The following is a 16,714-nucleotide window of genomic DNA, read 5'->3' as shown; positions in this document are numbered from 1 at the left end:
CTATGGCTTTGTGACATGAGTCTCGATATCGACAAGATCATTCTTCACTCCTTGCGCCAGGGCGGCGATGGTCAACCTCACGCCGATACCCGCAGCCAGCTTCTGCCTGCTGACGAGGCAGTACAGGGGCTGATGGCGGAGCTGCACCGCATTTACAATGGCAAGGGGGGCAAGGGCTTTGGCTTTTTTGCAGACCCCGAGGCCGCTGTCGCCGAGCTGGCGGACGGTGAAGAGGCTCCCAAGCAGCCTTCACCCGCGTTTCGTATCGCCCTCGAACAACTGCTCGACGAGCAGCTCGAATTTGTCCCCTTCTCGGTGGAGATGACCCAGCTGCTGGTCAGGCAACTGGTGGAACATGCCCTCGACGAGCAGGGGGTACTGCTGTTTGCCAAGTACAACTATGTGGGGGTTGATTACCTGATGATCGCTCTGCTGGAAGGCAAGGAGAGCGTCACCGTCAGCGAAGCGCTGGAATTGCGCCACATCCAGTATCTGGATATCGGCAAACTCAATCTGGTGGCTCGCATCGATTTGACCGAATGGAAAACCCAACCGGATTCGCGCCGCTATATCACCTTCAGCAAGGGACGTATCGGTCGCAAACTGGGCGACTTCTTTATGGATCTGCTGGGGGCCCGCGAGGGGATGGATGCCAAGGTGCAAAATAAAGGCTTGCTGCAGGCGGTAGAAGATTATTGCGACAGTCGCCAGCTCGAACCGACCGAGCGCAATGACTATAAAAAGCAGGTCTTCAAATATTGCACCGAGCAGGCGAGCGCCGGTGAAGAGATCGAAATCAAGGAGCTGTCAGCGGAATTGCCCGGCGATGGCGATCTCGATTTTTACAGCTTTATCGGTCAGGAGTATGAGCTGGAAGAGCGTTTCCCGGCTGATCGCTCTACCCTGCGCGGCTTGACCAAGTTTGTCGGCTCCGGCGGCGGCCTGACTTTGAGCTTTGAGCAGAAACTGTTGAACAGCCGGGTGTTTTATGACCCGCAGACCGATACCCTGACCATCAAGGGGGTGCCGCCCAATCTCAAGGATCAGCTGCTGCGCCAGTCATAATGTGATCCGGCCTTCATTTTTGGCAAAAAGACACCGCAGTTCGCTGCGGTGTCTTTTTATTTAATGGGGCAGGGGGTAGCGAAAGCAACTCGGTGCTTTGTTAACAAATTAAACAGAATTATCCATGTGAAAGGGTTTTCAATGAGGTGAAAACCCTTTCATTCATGTATTTTTATTTCTATTTGGTAATTTAATTTCTTGTGTTGGCGAGAAATATGCCAATAAATGGCGCTAACCCCCTGAAATAAGAAAATGTTTTCAAAACTTTCTGGAAGGAAATACGTAATTGCATTTCAAAAATGCGAGTTGCGTCATGTGAGCCGTTTGCCGCTTGGGATAATATTCATCTCGCACACAATGCTCTTACAGCGCGGAACTAATACAAGGAAAGGCTCATGAAAAAGAAATTGCTGTCATCCCTGATCGGTCTGGCCACTCTTGGCGTCGCTTGCTCTGCTACTGCTGCCATCGATGAAGGCCAGCTGACCATCTGGATCAACGGTGACAAGGGATACAACGGTCTGGCTGAAGTGGGTAAGAAGTTTGAAGCAGAAACCGGCATCAAGGTTACTGTGGCTCACCCGGATCAGGTTGAAGTGAAATTCCAGCAAGCCGCCGCCACTGGCAACGGCCCGGACATCTTCTTCTGGGCTCACGACCGTTACGGTGAGTGGGTCAAAGCCGGTTTGCTGGTTCCGGTAACGCCGAACGCTGCCACCAAAGGCAAATTTGAACAGCTGGCATGGGATGCCATGACTGTTGATGGCAAAACCTATGGCTACCCGGTTGCCATGGAAGCAGTCAGCCTGATCTATAACAAGGACCTGCTGCCCGAGCCGCCGAAAACCTTCGAAGAGATCGCCAAGATTGACGAGACTCTGAAGAAAAACGGCAAGCGCGCCATCATGTGGGCTTATGACACCCCGTATTTCAGCTATCCGCTGGTGGCTGCCAACGGTGGTTACGCCTTCAAGAAAACCGCTACCGGTTATGACGTCAAAGATACCGGCGTGAACAATGCAGGTGCCAAGATGGGCGTGGGCTACATCTCCGAGATGATCAAGTCTGGTCACCTGGAAAAAGGCATCGACTACGGTGTGATGGACGCCAAGTTTAACAAGGGCGAAGTGGCCATGATGATCAATGGTCCCTGGGCCTGGAGCAACCTGGACAAGAGCGGCATCAAGTACGGCGTAGCGCCGCTGCCGACCCTGAACGGCAAGCCGGCCAAAGCCTTCGTTGGCGTACTGGGTGCCACCATCAACGCTGCCAGCCCGAACAAGGATCTGGCTATCGAGTTCCTGGAAAACTACCTGCTGACCGATGCCGGTCTGGCGCCGGTTAACGCCGACAAGCCGCTGGGGGCCGTTGCGCTGAAATCCTTCCAGAAGACCCTGGAATCCGATCCGCACATCAAGGCCACCATGCTGAACGCCCAGGCTGGCGAGCCGATGCCATCCGTTCCCGAGATGAGCCGTTTCTGGTCTTCCTTCGAAACTGCCCTCAAGAACGTGACCTCCGGTCGTCAGGGTGTTGACGAAGCACTGGATACCGCTGCCAAGCGTATCGTTCAGTAAGCACGCACTACCCGGGAGGCCGTCATGGCCTCCCACTCTCTCAAATCTCTCTTGGCGTTATAAAGGTTAATTGGCATGGAAGTAGTACCTTCTGTTGAGTCCTATGCCGGTCCGAAGGATAAGCACACCTGGCTTAAGTGGACCATAGCGGCCCTGGTTGCCATCCTCAACGGCTACGCAGCCGTGATGATGTACGCCAGTGGCGAGTGGGTATTCGCGCTGCTGGATCTGGTGGTGGTTTCCGTCGGTCTGTATGTCTTCATGAACAAGAAGACCTATGCCCATCGCTACATCTTTCCGGGTGTTGCGGGCATGGTTGTGTTTATCATCTTCCCTCTTGCCTACACCATTGGCATTGCCTTCACCAACTATTCGGGGTCCAACTTGCTCTCCGTGGAGCAGGCGCGGGACTACCACCTGAAGAAAACCTACAAGGTGGCGGGCGGTGAATTCGATTTTACCCTGCTGGGTGGCGACAACGGCCAGTTCCAGCTGCTGCTGACACAGGATGATCAATCCTTTATCAGCCAACCTGTTTCCCTGATGACCAACAAGGCCCGTGAGCTGGCGTCCCGCGAGGGCCGTGTGCAGAACACCCAGCAAGTGGTCGAGCTGCAGCCCTTCACTGGCGAAGCGGCCAGCAAGGCCGCACCGATCCGCGCCATTGTTGAGCATCGTACTCACCTGAGTGACCTTGATCTGGTGCTGCCGGATGGCGGTACCCACCTGACCCTGAGCAGCCTGCGCAAGTTTGCCGCCCAGAAGCAGCACTACACCCGTCTGATGGATGGTGCCGTGCTCAAGTCCGGCGTGGTGATCAAAGACAGCAACCTGCTGCGTGATACCCAGAATGGCGAGCTGATGCTGCCCAATGGCGAGACCGGCTTCTATCAGTACATCGACGAACAGGGTCAGTTTGTCGGCAAGGGTATTGCTCCGGGCTTTGTGGTGAGCGTCGGTTGGAAGAACTTCGCGCGCATCGTCACCGATCCGGGCATCCAGTCACCCTTCCTGCAGATCTTCATCTGGACCGTGATCTTCTCAACCTGCTCCGTCGCTTTCACCTTGGCTATCGGCATGGTGCTGGCCTGTCTGGTGCAGTGGGAAGAGCTCAAGGGGCGCGGTTTCTATCGGGTCATGTTGATCCTGCCCTATGCGATCCCGGCGTTTATATCCATTCTGGTGTTCAAGGGGTTGTTCAACCAGAACTTCGGTGAGATCAACATGTTCCTGGAAGCGGCGTTTGGCATCAAGCCGGACTGGTATACCAACCCCTTCTTGGCCAAGGTGATGATCCTGATTGTCAACACCTGGCTCGGCTACCCCTACATGATGATCCTCTGCATGGGCCTGCTCAAAGCCATTCCGGAAGATCTCTATGAAGCGTCCGCCATGGACGGTGCTGGCCCGGTACAGAACTTCTTCAAGATCACCGTGCCGCTCTTGATGAAGCCGCTGACACCGCTGTTGATTGCCTCGTTCGCTTTCAACTTCAACAACTTCGTGCTTATCCAGTTGTTGACCAACGGTGCGCCCGACATCATCGGCGCCAGCACTCCGGCCGGTACCACCGACTTGCTGGTGAGTTATACCTACCGGATTGCGTTCCAGGGATCGGGTGGTCAGGACTACGGTCTGGCCAGTGCCATCGCCACAGCTATCTTCCTCATCGTAGGTGCGCTGGCGCTGCTCAACCTGAAATTGTCCAAAGCCGACAAGCAGCTGTAAGGAGGCTTCAACATGGCAATCGTACAACCCAAATCAGTCAAATACCGGGTGTGGGCAACCCACCTGGTCATGTGGGGCTTCCTGGCGTTGATCATCTTCCCGTTGATCATGGTTATCGCCATCTCGTTCCGTAACGGTAACTTCGCGGTAGGGGAGATCATCCCCTCCAATCCGACGCTGGATCACTGGAAGCTTGCGCTGGGCATGTCCATCACCAACGCCGACGGCAGCATCACGCCGCCGCCGTTCCCGGTGCTGACCTGGTTGTGGAACTCCATCAAGATCGCCGGCATCACTGCCCTGATGATCGTGACGCTCTCCACCACCTGTGCTTACGCCTTTGCCCGCCTGCGTTTTCGTGGCAAGTCCACCATCCTGCAGGGCATGCTGATTTTCCAGATGTTCCCGGCGGTGTTGGCGCTGGTAGCCATCTACGCGCTCTTTAACAAGATTGGTGACTATATTCCCTGGCTGGGTCTCAACACCCACGGTGGCCTGATCTTGGCGTACATGGGGGGGATTGCCCTGCACGTCTGGACCATCAAGGGCTACTTCGAGACCATCGACTCCTCCCTGGAGGAGGCGGCGGCCATCGACGGTGCAACCCCGTGGCAGGCATTCCGTCTGATCCTGTTGCCTCTGTCGGTGCCCATCCTAGCTGTAGTGTTTATTCTGGCCTTTATCGGTTCCATTACCGAGGTGCCCATGGCCTCCATCCTGCTGCAGGATGTGAACAATCTGACCCTGGCGGTCGGGGCCCAGCAGTACCTCTATCCGCAGAACTATCTGTGGGGTGATTTCGCGGCGGCCGCAGTGCTCTCCGGTTTCCCCATCACAGTGGTCTTCCTGTTGGCACAGCGCTGGCTGGTTGGCGGTCTGACCGCCGGTGGTGTGAAAGGTTAAGTTTATGGCCGGGGGAGCTGACTCCCCCCGCTATCACGATTTGCAAAGATTCAAGAGCGGAGCTCGTCATGGCTGAAGTAGTACTCAACAACGTTCGCAAAAATTACGATCCGGCTGTTCACAAGGACACCCTGCGCAACATCAACCTCTCCATCAAGGAGGGCGAATTCATCGTCTTCGTCGGCCCGTCCGGCTGCGGTAAATCCACCCTGCTGCGGATGATCGCGGGTCTGGAAGACATCACCAGCGGTGAGCTGACCATCGGCGGTCGCTACATGAACGACGTGCCGCCGGTAGAGCGCAACGTCGGCATGGTGTTCCAGTCCTACGCCCTCTATCCGCACATGAACATCTACGAGAACATGGCCTTTGGTCTGAAGCTCAAGAAAATGGACAAGGAGAACATCCACAAGCGGGTGATGCGCGCCGCCGAGATCCTGGGTCTTGAGCCGCTGCTGGACAGAAAGCCCAAGGCGCTCTCCGGTGGTCAGCGTCAGCGTGTCGCCATCGGTCGCTCCATCGTGCAGCAGCCGCAGGTGTTCCTGTTTGACGAGCCGCTCTCCAACCTGGATGCCGCGCTGCGGGTCAAGATGCGGATCGAGATCGCCAAGCTGCACAAAGAGCTTAACTCCACCATCATCTACGTGACCCATGATCAGGTGGAAGCGATGACCCTGGCCGACAAGATTGTGGTGCTGAGCCCGCTCAAGGCCGAGGCTGCTACCAACCTGGAGCAGTTCGGTTCACCGCTGGATCTCTACCACAACCCGGACAACAAGTTCGTGGCGGGCTTTATCGGCTCTCCCAAGATGAACTTCCTGGCGGGCGAGTTGCTGGAGATTGGCGAGCAGGAGTGCCTGGTCAAGTTGACCTCTGGCGATACCGTGCGGGCCCGGGTCGATGCCCGCAGTGGCGCTGTGGGTGACAAGGTGGAGCTGGGTATTCGTCCCGAGCACCTGATGCCGCTGGATCACCCCCATGCGCACAGCAAGGTGAGCGGGATCGTGCAGGTGGCCGAGCACCTGGGTGCCGAGTCCTTCGTTTATATGGATGTGGATGGTCACGACTTTACCGTCAAGGCCACCTCGGATGTGGATGTGGCGACCGGTCAAACCTACAGCGTGGGTATCCCGGCCGAAGCCTGCTACCTGTTCGATGCCAAGGAGCAGGCGTTCCCCCGTACCGCCAAATATATCCGTACCTGATTTTTTGTTGTGCTGGTTTTCCTTTCTTAATAATCAATGCCTTTTTGCCGGTCGTCAGACCGGCTTTTTATTGCCTGCGATTTGAACATACAGATAGGCAAGGTAACCCGGTTCAAGCCTCGAGATCGGCGGTAATATCGGGCACAAAGGTCTGGCTGGCCAGCGGCGGGCGCTCATACCCTTCGGTCTTGATGGGGGGGAGCTTGATGGGCTCGTAGTGGATCGCTTCGTAGGGCACCTTGCTCAGCAGATGTGCGATGCAGTTGAGGCGGGCACGGCGTTTGTCATCTGCCTCCACCACGAACCAGGGGCAATCCTCGGTGTCGGTGTAGGTGAACATGTCATCCTTGGCGCGGGAGTACTCCACCCAGCGCGAGCGGGACTGCAAATCCATCGGGCTGAACTTCCAGCGCTTGATGGGGGTGTTGATCCGCTCTTTAAAGCGCTTCTCCTGCTCCTCGTCACTGACCGAGAACCAGTATTTGATCAGGGTGATGCCGGAGCGGATCAGCATCCGCTCAAACTCGGGGCAGGCGCGCAGAAACTCGCGATACTCGGCATCGCTGCAAAATCCCATCACCCGCTCGACTCCGGCCCGGTTGTACCAGGATCGGTCAAACAGCACCATCTCGCCAGCGGCGGGCAGGTGGGCCACATAACGCTGAAAGTACCACTGGGAGCGCTCCCGATCGGAGGGGGCGGGCAGCGCCGTGACCCGGCAGACCCGGGGGTTGAGCGGCTCGGTGATCGCCTTGATGACGCCCCCTTTACCGGCGGCGTCCCGTCCCTCGAACAGTACCACTACCTTTAACCCCTCCTGCTTGACCCACTCCTGCAGCTTGACCAGCTCCTCCTGCAGATGGGCAAGGTGGTGCTCGTAGCACTTCTTGTCCAGACGCGGCCGCTTCTTGCTCTTCTCCTTCGCCATGGGCTTCTCCTTTTGGCATCCTTTCATGGGTGACTTCTTTGAGTCACTGCAAGCTTGCACCAGGGAGGCGTCACCTGCCAAGGGGGACGTGATACACTGCCCGCCCATCGCTGGCAACAGGAGATAACATGAAGCATTTTATGGAGATAGCGGGCTGTCGGATGGCCTATCTGGACGAAGGGCAAGGGCCGGTACTGCTGTTTGGTCACAGTTATCTGTGGGACAGCGCCATGTGGGCGCCGCAAATCGAGGCGCTCAAGGGCAGCTATCGCTGCATTGTTCCCGAGCTGTGGGGCCACGGTGATTCCGACCTGCTCCCCGAAGGTGGCTGCACCCTGGCGACTCTGGCGCGGGATCACCTGGCGCTGCTCGATGCCCTCGGCATTGAGGAGTTCGTGTTGGTGGGCCTCTCCATCGGTGGCATGTGGGGTGTTGAGCTGGCGCGCATGGTGCCAAACCGCCTCAAGGGTCTGGTGCTGATGGACAGTTTTGTCGGCCTGGAACCGCAGATCACCTGCGAGCGCTACCTCGGCATGCTGGCGATGAGCGAGCAGCTCGGCACCGTGCCGGCGCCCATCATCGAACAGGTGGCGCCTATCTTCTTTGCCAGCCAGCCTGATGAGGCGCTGATGAGTGGTTTCAAGGCGCGTCTGGCCGCCTGGCCAAACGAGAAGATTGCCGCCATGGTGGCGGTGGGCCGCAGCTTTGTGACCCGCGAAGATCGTATCGAGTGGCTGGAGGAGATCACTACTCCCGCGCTGGTGATGACAGGCTGCGAGGACAAGGCCCGTCCGGTGCTGGAGGGCTATCTGATGGCCGAGGTGCTGGGTTGCCCGTTCAGGGAGATCCCGATGGCTGGCCACATCTCGTCGCTGGAAAATCCGGCCTTCGTCAATCAGCAGCTGGCCGAGTTTCTGGCGACGCTGTAAGCCTGAATTGGACGCCTGAGTAGGCTGTACGACCAGCTTGATGGTCGTGAAAAAGGGAGCCGAGGGCTCCCTTTTGTTTGGTCGTGTCTCACGGTTCAAGACTCATAACCGTTACCAGATATAGCCCAGCGCAAAACCCGCATAGAGCTCGCCATCGTGCTGGACGATGGGGCTGTTTTTGATGTCCCGATCATACCATTCGTAGTTCACGGCAAACATGCCAATCCAGTTGGGGCTGAAGCGGTAGCTGGTGATGAGGGCCGCCATCGGGGATAGGGTGGTGCTGGTATTCCAGGCGGGCCGCTGGGCAGTCGCCTCGCTCTCGGAGATGCCGCCGAAGTAGTAGTTGGCCATCTTGTCGCTGCGCAGCATCAGCCCCATCCCCGGCATGATCAGCAGGTTGTCGCGCAGGATGGGGAAATCGGCCCACAGCAGCAGCTCCTGCCCCTTGCTGCGGCCGGTGACATCGCTGTTGGCCCGCACGGTCAGCAGGGCATAGGGGGTGATGATGTTGCCACCGATCCCGCCTTCCAGCTGCCATTTTCGCTGCTCCATACCACTGAAAGCGGGCGAGTCCTCGGGATCCAGATTGCCAAAACGGATCCGGCCATAGCCGTAGAGGGCCACGTTATCATCCTTGTGGAAGTAGTAGCGGGCCCGATCCCCCAGAAACATGAACTGGTCGCCAAAATAGATAAAGCCGGGGATGGCGTAGAGGCTGTTATCTTGTGCTTCATAACGGGCCTGCCCCCCGATGAGCGCCGCACCGGCGACAAAGCCTTGTGGCACCGGACTGGTTGGGCTGTCGCTGGTGAGCAGATCCATGGCGCCAAGATCGATATCGGCACGCGCTGGGAGGGCTGCAGCGAGGAGCAGGGCCGTCAGCCCTGCCGCTCTGATTTGACGAAAAAAGGTCATGGACACTCCGTTGTCACGATTGCAGGGGAAGCAGGTTATTTTACGGTACTGGGCATCTCTTCGCGTTTTGGCCAGGCATTGATCACCGCCTTGACCAGGGTGGCGAGGGGAATGGCGAAGAAGACCCCCCAGAATCCCCACAAGCCGCCGAAGACCAGTACGGCGATGATGATGGCCACCGGATGGAGGTTGACCGCTTCCGAGAAAAGCACCGGCACCAGCAGGTTGCCATCGAGGGCCTGAATGACCAGATAGGCCACCATCAGCCAGGCGAATTCGGGGGTGAGCCCCCACTGAAACAGGGCGACCATGGCGACCGGAACCGTCACCACGGCAGCGCCGATATAGGGGATCAGCACCGAGAAGCCGACCGCCACCGCCAGCAGCACAGAGTAGCGCAGTCCCATCAGGGCGAAGGGGACATAGGTGGCGATGCCGACGATGAGGATCTCGATCACCTTGCCGCGGATGTAGTTGATGATCTGGTTGTTCATCTCGACCCACACCCGGTTGACCAAGGTGCGGTTGCGCGGCAGGAAGCGGCGCAGGCTGCCCATCAGTACCCGCTTGTCTTTGAGCATAAAGAAGACCATCAGCGGCACCAGAATGAGGTAGATCATGATGGCGACCACGTTGACCAGCGAACTGAGGGAGGCGCTCACCAGATGCTCGCCGCCACTGAGGATGCGCTGGCGAATATTGTCGATGACGGTCTCCACCAGACTGACGTCGATGAGCTCGGGGTATTTGTCAGGCAGGGTGCGGACATAATCCTGTGCGTGGGTCAGCATGGCCGGTGCCTCTTTGGCCAGATTGATCCCCTGACTCACCAGCGTCGGGATAAGACCCAGCAAGGAGGCGACTGCTACCGCAATAAAGAGGATCAGGATGATGCTGGTGGCCAGGGTGCGCGACAGCCCCGCTTTTTGCAGCCGGGCGACCGGCCACTCCAGCAGATAGGCCATTACCAGTGCCACCAGCAGGGGGGCCAGCAGATCGCCAAACAGCCAGATGATGGCAAAGCAGAACACCAGCAACAGGAACAGGGTAACGGCATCGGGATCGGAAAAACGGGTCTGATACCAGTGCTTCAATACTTCTAACATGACGGCATCCTTACATCACTGGGGCTCAAGATGGCTGTTTCGCCCCGACAACCAACTGCAAAGAGAGGGTATTGTCCGGTTCTTGCTGCATCTCGACATGGTGGCCCTGACGGTGCAGATAGGCCGGAATATCCTGCCGGGAGCCCGCATCGGCCAGCCGGATGGTGACGGTTTGACCGCTTTTGGCCTCCCTTAACCAGAGCTTGAGCCGGATCAGCGGCTCGGGGCAACGCCAGGGGGTCAGGTCGAGAATTTCCATGGGGGCTCCATCAGGCAGGTGGCCGCTATTATGGCCGTGATAAGAGCGTGAAACAACGCTTGTAGCCCTTGATGGGCAAGGGTATTCTGCCGAGGCCCTTTCTGATGGAGATAGAGATAACGTGGCACGTTTTTCCCCCCTGATGGCATCGCTTCCCCTGCTGGCTTCCCTGATGGGCGCCACGTTTCATGCCGAGGCCAACAATCAGCTTCCCGACATCGGCACGGCCGGGGTTGCTGCCCTGCCCATCGAGCAGGAAGTGCGTTACGGCAACGCCTTTATGCGCTTTGCCCGTGCGGGTCTGCCGATCATCGATGATCCGGTGCTGAGCCAGTACATTGACGATCTGGGTCAGCGACTGCTGACCAACGCCGATGGGGTACGTTTCCCGTTTACCTTCTTCCTCATCAATGATCCCAGCATCAACGCGGCCGCCTTCCTCGGCGGGCGAGTCAAGGTGCACACTGGCCTCTTCCTCTACGCCGACAGCGAGAGCGAGCTGGCCTCGGTACTGGCCCACGAAATCACCCACGTGACCCAGCGCCACATCGCCCGTTATATGGAAGCGCAGGCAAGCAGCTCGGCGGTGACCCTGGCCGGTCTGGTGGGCTCCATCGCGCTGGCAGTGATCAACCCGACTGCCGGTATCGCCGCGCTGCAAACCACGCTGGGCCTCTCCATGCAGTCGGCCATCAACTACACCCGCGACAACGAATATGAAGCGGATCGCATCGGCATGAAGACGCTTTATGATGCCGGTTTCGACCCCATGGGGATGGCCAATTTCTTCCAGAAACTGGCTGCTGAATACCGTTACGCCAGCAAGCCGCCGGAGATGCTGCTCACTCACCCGCTGCCGGAGACCCGGATCAGCGAGGCCCGCGCTCGGGCGGGCAGCTATGGCCGCCGCGACTTGCCGCCCAGCCTCGACTTCTGGCTGGCCAAGGTGCGGATTCAGGTGCGTTTTGGTACCGATACCCCGCAGGGGCTGCTGAGCTACTTTGATAGCCGGATCCAGAAGGGGGATTACCCGCTCAAGGATGCAGCCATCTATGGCAAGGCGCTGGCGCTGATCCAGCTCAAGCGCACCGACGAGGCTGATACCCTGATGCAGGAGCTGGCGGCCCGTCATCCGGAAGATCTCTTTATCGTCGATGCCCAGACTGACATCGATCTGGCCAAGGGGCGCAGTGCCCAGGCCATTGCGCGCCTCGAGAAGTTCCGCAGCCGGATGCCGGACAACGAAGTGGTGGTGGTCAATCTCGGCAACGCCTACCTCGAGAGCGGCAACTACAAGAAGTCCATCGCCATCCTTGACCCCTATGCCCGTGCCCACGAGGAGAACAATCTGGCCTGGAACCTGCTGGCTGATGCCTATCGCAAGGCGGGCAGAATGACCGAGCTGCATATGGCGCGGGCCGAGATGCTCTCGCTGCGCGGGGATTATCAGGCAGCCATCGACGAACTGATCGTGGCGCGCGGTACCACTAGCGACCGGATGACCCTGGCTCGTCTGGAGGCGCGCATCACCGAGCTGGAGCGGGCCAAGAAGGATCTCGACAGCCTCAAGGGCTAACGAAACCTGGCATTGACCTATCAAACAAGGGCGCACCACGGTGCGCCCTTGTTGTTTATGGCGGTGGCGTGATGTACATGACGGTGATAGCAGCGATGGGCTAGTGACTCATGCTGCTGGCGGTCGCCTTGAGCATCTCGATCTGCTGCTGGTCGAGCTCGCCGACCAGCGTTTGCTTGAGCTTGCCCTCGCTATCAAGCAGATAGCTGGTGGGCAGGCCGCTTGGGCGAGGGAAGGGAAGCTTGGCATCTTCATTGGCAATAAGGAGGGGCACCTTGATGTGATACTGCGCAGCCAGTTTGTCCAGCTCTGCCGGCGTGGTCGGGTCGTAGTTGATCGCTACCACGGCGATCTCGCCCTCCTCCGCCAGCCCGTTGAGGCGCGGCATCTCCCGCAGGCAGGGGGCGCACCAGGGGGCGAAGTAGTTGACCAAGAGCGGCTTGCCGGCAAAGTGGTCAAGGGTCACCGTTTGCCCCGCTGCATCGGTAAATTCGGGGGCGGGCGTGCAGGCGCCCAGCAGGCCGGCCACAATCAGCCAACAAATTCGTTTCAATTCCTTTCCACTGCCGCTTACCCTGACCATCACTTTCCCCTACAATAGCGCCGTTTCTTGTCCCATCTTGCGATTAATCAGGGAGTTACCATGAGCGAGACCCAAATCTACCACAATCCGCGCTGCTCGAAGAGCCGTGAAACCCTGGCGCTGCTGGAACAGCACGGGATCGCCCCTGATGTGGTGCTCTATCTGGAGCAGTCCCCGAGCGAAGAGGAGATCCGCAAGCTGCTGACCCTGCTTGGCTTTAGCGACCCGCGCCAGCTGATGCGCACCAAGGAAGATCTCTACAAGGAGCTGGGCCTCGGCGAAGTGAACGGAGACGACCTTATTCGTGCCATGCACCAGCATCCTAAGCTGATCGAGCGCCCCATTGTCATCAAGAATGGTCAGGCCCGCATTGGTCGCCCGCCGGAGCTGGTGCTGGAGATCCTCAAGTGAGCACCCGCTTTGCTCGTCTGCTGACTCTGGTCGGCTTCTTTGGTCTGCTGGGCTGGGTCATCCTCTGGCATCTGTGGCTCTCGCCCCATCCCGACCTCAACCCCTGGCTGCTGCCGGTGATCTGGACGGTGCCGCTGCTCTTCCCCCTCAAGGGGATCGTGCAGGGCAACCCCTACACCCACGCCTGGGGCAACTTCGTGTTGATGCCCTATTTCCTGCACGCCCTCACCCTGATCACCACGGATGAGGGGGAGCGGTGGCTGGCGGTGGTGGAGCTGGTCTTCACCACCCTCGCGTTTGTCGGCACCATCTACTACGCCCGTCTGCGTGGTCGCGAACTTGGCTTAAGCATTCGCAAAAAGAAAGACGAAGCCAACTGATGAGAAACGCCCCGCAAGGGGCGTTTTTTATGGGGACTCAGGTCTATCCAGAGGGATCACTGTGCCCCGTGGGCTGCCCGATATTGGGCCAGCTGTTGCTGGCTAAAGTCCATCAGCTGGGGATAGAAGCGCAGAAATCCCGCCTCGCATGTTTGCCACTGCGACTCATCAAGGGTCAGCAGCGCCTCTCCCAGTTGTACCGGGCGGCGCAGTCGGCGACCGATGCCATTTAGCGCTTGCCCCAGCCCTTCCCTGTGGCGGTAGGAGGCGATCCAGTTCTGCTCGGCCATCCGTTTGAGGGGGAGTGGCAGTCCGTCCGGCAGGCGTGGGTGATCCGCCAATAGCTGGTCATAACTGCGTTGCAGGAAGCGGGGCAGGGGTTCGGTACTGACCAGCTCCCAGTGCTGGCTCAGCCAGTGGTCGTAGATCATATCCACCACTATGCCGCCAAAGCGGCGCCAGGGGGCCTCGAAACAGGCGACGGCCACCTTGTGCTCGGGGTGGCTGTCGGTGAAAGCGTCAATTTTGCGGTGTAGCCAGATCCCCTCATCGAAGTGGGCGGCAAGCCCCGTGGGCAGCGTGCCTTTGACAAAATCACCGAGCAGGTTGCCGGTGAGGGAGCTTCGGGTGTGGGCAGCCAGATGGAGATGGGCCAGAAAATTCATCGGTCGCAGTGGGTCTGTTATGGGATGGCAAGGTGCTTCGAGCCTAACGGATCCCGCCCGCCTTGACCATGATCTGGATTTTGCTACTGCCCTGCGGCTGCCTCTTGCCGGGCAAAATTCGGGCGTGCTAAGGTGATGCCATCTTTGTCACAGGACGCGACAAACCACCATGATGCGCAAAGCCAGAGGCTTTTTTCTGGCCTTCTACTTCAAGCCTTTCTATCTCTCCGAGTGGTTCGACGAATAGATCGAACCCCTGGAGCAGTTCACTGACGCCCGCTCGGGCGTGATCTCGCTCATCCAGATTTTGCCGCTTTTGGTCATCGCATGCATTCGCCTGCGGTGCCTTGTCCGCGCCTGTGCGCTTTTTATGTAATGGAGTACTCAAGATGAAGATCAGACTGACCCTCTCAGCCCTGTTTGTTGCCAGCCTGCTGGCTATCCCCGCCATGGCCAAGGAGTGGAAAACCGTGCGCTTCGGGGTGGAGGGGGCCTACCCGCCCTTCTCCTGGACCGATGCGTCGGGCGAGATCAAGGGGTTTGATATCGATCTCGCCAACGCCCTGTGTCAGCAGATGGCGGTCAAGTGCGAGTTGGTGGCGCAGGATTGGGACGGCATGATCCCGGCCCTGCTGTCGCGCAAATACGACGCCATCATCGCTGCCATGTCGATCACCGACGAGCGGCGCCAGAAGGTCGATTTCACCGAGAAATATGCCCATATTCCCAATCGCTTTGTGGCGGCCAAGGGGACCGAGCTGACGCTGACCCCGGAAGGCATGGCGGGCAAGCGCATCGGGGTGCAGCGTGCCACCACCCACGACAAGTACCTGACCGACAATTTTGGCTCGAATGTCACCATCGTCCGCTACGGCAATGCCGATGAGGCCTATCTCGATCTGAAAGCGGGTCGGGTGCTGGCCCTGTTGGCCGATGCCTCTGCCATTGAGCAGGGGCTGCTTGGCAAAGAGGGGGGCGACAAGTTCGATTATGTGGGGCCCGCCCTGACCGATCGCCAGTGGTTTGGTGATGGTATGGGGATCGCCGTGCGCAAGAGCGATAAGGAGCTCAAGGGCAAGCTGGACGAGGCGATCAAGGCCCTGCGTGCCAACGGCACCTATCAGCAGATCAACCAGAAGTACTTCAAGTACGATATATATGGTGGTTGACGGGGGGAGGGAGCTTGCTCCCTCTCTTTTCATTGGGCAAGCGACAATCGTGCAAGGAGGAGCGCCATGTTGACCCTGATCGAGGGAGCCGAGATCTTCAGCCCCACCCACCTTGGCCAGCAGGATCTGCTGGTGGCTGATGGCCGTATCGCCTGGATGGGCAAGGGGTTGACGGTGCCCACAAACTGGCCGCTGCATCGGGTCGATGGTCGTGGCCGCTATCTGGTGCCCGGGTTGGTGGATCCGCTGGCCCATATCACCGGCGGCGGCGGGGAGGGGGGCTTTGCTTTTCGCACCCCGGAGCTGGCGGCGAGCGAGGCGCTCAGGGCCGGTGTCACTACCCTGGTGGCGGCGCTTGGCACAGACAGCCTGACCCGCACTCCCGCGCAGGTGCTCGGCAAGGTGCGCGAGTTTCGCGCCGCCGGGGTGAGCGCCTTTATGTATACCGGCTCCTACCATCTGCCGGTCAAAACTCTGACCGGTACGGTGGAGTCGGACATCATCCTGATCCCCGAGGTATTGGGGGTGGGGGAGGTGGCCATCAGTGACCACAGATCCAGTGCGCCGACCCACGATGAGCTGGCCAGGCTTGCCAGCGAGGCGCGAGTGGCCGGGCTGCTTGCGGGCAAGAGCGGGGTCAGCTTCTTCCATGTCGGGGATGGCAAGGGGGCATTGGCGCCCCTGCGGGCCCTGCGCGATGAGACCGACATTCCGCTGCGCCAACTCTATCCCACTCACTGCAACCGCAACCCCTGGCTCTTTGCCGAGGCCATCGAGTGGGGCAAGGCGGGAGGTTGGGTCGACCTCACCACCTCGAGCTTTCCCGATCTGCTGGAGGATGGCGAGCGGCTTGCCGCCGATGCGCTCCTCGAGCTGTTGGCCGCCAGTGTGCCTGCCGAGCGCATCACCTTCAGTTCGGATGCCAACGCCAGCCTGCCGCGCTTTGATGGCGAAGGGCGGCTAATCGAAATGCGCTGTGGCCAGATTGCCAGCCTGTGGCAGCAGTGCGTGCGCGCGACCCGGCTCGGTGTCTCGCTGGAGAGGGCGTTGGCCGTGGTGACAAGCAATCCGGCGCAGGCGCTGGGGCTCTGCAGCAAGGGGCGTATCGGGGTCGGGCAGGATGCGGATTTGCTGCTGGTGCACGACCGGACGTTTGCTATCGAAAGGGTGATGAGTGGCGGCCTGTGGCGCGAATAAGGCTGCGAGCAATATCGCAGCCAGTGCGTGGTTGCTTCTGTCTAGTCCTGAAATAGGTTTACACATTTTCAACTAGCATTTCTCTACTCAGAACCCCCTATGTACCGCATCGGGG

The 16,714-nt window shown here is 59.0% G+C and carries 17 protein-coding genes; 11 read left to right on the top strand and 6 right to left on the bottom strand.

Annotated features, from left to right (window positions below; translation table 11 throughout):
• The first annotated feature begins 15 nt into the window (after positions 1–15).
• From yejK to G5253_RS17535, 5 genes are all read left to right on the top strand, one after another.
• On the top strand, positions 16–1,065 hold the full coding sequence (gene yejK, locus G5253_RS17555; RefSeq protein ID WP_216953345.1) for a nucleoid-associated protein YejK: 1,050 nt from the start codon (positions 16–18) through the stop codon (positions 1,063–1,065).
• Positions 1,066–1,460: 395 nt separating this feature from the next.
• A complete protein-coding gene (gene malE / locus G5253_RS17550) occupies positions 1,461–2,642 on the top strand; it encodes a maltose/maltodextrin ABC transporter substrate-binding protein MalE (protein WP_005333871.1) in 1,182 nt (393 codons plus the stop codon).
• A 75-nt stretch (positions 2,643–2,717) separates the two neighbouring features.
• Entirely contained in the window at positions 2,718–4,370 is a 1,653-nt protein-coding gene (malF, locus tag G5253_RS17545) for a maltose ABC transporter permease MalF (RefSeq protein WP_005333870.1), read from the top strand.
• Between the two features lie 12 nt (positions 4,371–4,382).
• Entirely contained in the window at positions 4,383–5,273 is an 891-nt protein-coding gene (malG, locus tag G5253_RS17540) for a maltose ABC transporter permease MalG (protein WP_005333868.1), read from the top strand.
• Positions 5,274–5,341: 68 nt separating this feature from the next.
• Complete coding sequence (locus G5253_RS17535; protein ID WP_005333867.1) at positions 5,342–6,478, top strand: ABC transporter ATP-binding protein; 1,137 nt, start codon at positions 5,342–5,344, stop codon at positions 6,476–6,478.
• A 112-nt stretch (positions 6,479–6,590) separates the two neighbouring features.
• Here G5253_RS17535 and ppk2 read toward each other — a convergent pair whose 3' ends face one another.
• Positions 6,591–7,406: a polyphosphate kinase 2 gene (gene ppk2 / locus G5253_RS17530; protein WP_266135651.1), complete on the bottom strand. Its 816-nt coding sequence runs from the start codon at positions 7,404–7,406 to the stop codon at positions 6,591–6,593.
• 128 nt (positions 7,407–7,534) lie between these two features.
• On the opposite strand from ppk2, the gene G5253_RS17525 reads away from it, so the two are divergent.
• Positions 7,535–8,335 (top strand): alpha/beta fold hydrolase, encoded by an 801-nt coding sequence (locus G5253_RS17525; protein WP_266135650.1) that lies wholly within the window; start codon positions 7,535–7,537, stop codon positions 8,333–8,335.
• Between the two features lie 111 nt (positions 8,336–8,446).
• Here G5253_RS17525 and G5253_RS17520 read toward each other — a convergent pair whose 3' ends face one another.
• The 3 genes from G5253_RS17520 to G5253_RS17510 are packed head-to-tail and all read right to left on the bottom strand — an operon-like array spanning position 8,447 to position 10,618.
• A complete protein-coding gene (locus G5253_RS17520) occupies positions 8,447–9,253 on the bottom strand; it encodes a MipA/OmpV family protein (RefSeq protein WP_266135649.1) in 807 nt (268 codons plus the stop codon).
• Between the two features lie 35 nt (positions 9,254–9,288).
• Positions 9,289–10,359 (bottom strand): AI-2E family transporter, encoded by a 1,071-nt coding sequence (locus G5253_RS17515; protein WP_266135648.1) that lies wholly within the window; start codon positions 10,357–10,359, stop codon positions 9,289–9,291.
• Between the two features lie 25 nt (positions 10,360–10,384).
• Entirely contained in the window at positions 10,385–10,618 is a 234-nt protein-coding gene (locus G5253_RS17510) for a sulfurtransferase TusA family protein (RefSeq protein ID WP_201936513.1), read from the bottom strand.
• A 121-nt stretch (positions 10,619–10,739) separates the two neighbouring features.
• Here G5253_RS17510 and G5253_RS17505 point away from each other — a divergent pair, with 121 nt between their 5' ends.
• On the top strand, positions 10,740–12,194 hold the full coding sequence (locus tag G5253_RS17505) for a M48 family metalloprotease (protein ID WP_410170593.1): 1,455 nt from the start codon (positions 10,740–10,742) through the stop codon (positions 12,192–12,194).
• Positions 12,195–12,294: 100 nt separating this feature from the next.
• On the opposite strand, the gene G5253_RS17500 is transcribed toward G5253_RS17505, so the two are convergent.
• Positions 12,295–12,777, bottom strand: a complete 483-nt coding sequence (locus tag G5253_RS17500; RefSeq protein WP_266135647.1) for a TlpA family protein disulfide reductase — start codon at positions 12,775–12,777, stop codon at positions 12,295–12,297.
• Positions 12,778–12,837: 60 nt separating this feature from the next.
• On the opposite strand from G5253_RS17500, the gene arsC reads away from it, so the two are divergent.
• Positions 12,838–13,188: an arsenate reductase (glutaredoxin) gene (gene arsC / locus G5253_RS17495; RefSeq protein WP_266135646.1), complete on the top strand. Its 351-nt coding sequence runs from the start codon at positions 12,838–12,840 to the stop codon at positions 13,186–13,188.
• Positions 13,185–13,568, top strand: coding sequence for a DUF2069 domain-containing protein (locus G5253_RS17490; protein ID WP_019445364.1), 384 nt, complete (start codon positions 13,185–13,187; stop codon positions 13,566–13,568). Before arsC ends, G5253_RS17490 begins: the two co-directional genes overlap by 4 nt.
• A gap of 56 nt (positions 13,569–13,624) precedes the next feature.
• Here G5253_RS17490 and G5253_RS17485 read toward each other — a convergent pair whose 3' ends face one another.
• The gene (locus G5253_RS17485; protein ID WP_266135645.1) at positions 13,625–14,233 is read right to left on the bottom strand and encodes an ACP phosphodiesterase; all 609 of its coding nucleotides are present in this window, start codon (positions 14,231–14,233) and stop codon (positions 13,625–13,627) included.
• Between the two features lie 389 nt (positions 14,234–14,622).
• On the opposite strand from G5253_RS17485, the gene G5253_RS17480 reads away from it, so the two are divergent.
• Complete coding sequence (locus tag G5253_RS17480) at positions 14,623–15,402, top strand: ABC transporter substrate-binding protein (protein ID WP_266135644.1); 780 nt, start codon at positions 14,623–14,625, stop codon at positions 15,400–15,402.
• Positions 15,403–15,468: 66 nt separating this feature from the next.
• Positions 15,469–16,599 (top strand): beta-aspartyl-peptidase, encoded by a 1,131-nt coding sequence (gene iadA, locus G5253_RS17475; RefSeq protein ID WP_421203864.1) that lies wholly within the window; start codon positions 15,469–15,471, stop codon positions 16,597–16,599.
• The last annotated feature ends 115 nt before the right edge of the window (positions 16,600–16,714 follow it).

The organism is Aeromonas sp. 602658, assembly GCF_049173005.1.
In the GTDB taxonomy this organism is placed as follows: Bacteria; Pseudomonadota; Gammaproteobacteria; order Enterobacterales; family Aeromonadaceae; genus Aeromonas; species Aeromonas veronii_A.
The sequence above is the reverse complement of the archived record's forward strand: the minus strand, read 5'-3'. Positions and strand labels throughout refer to the sequence as shown.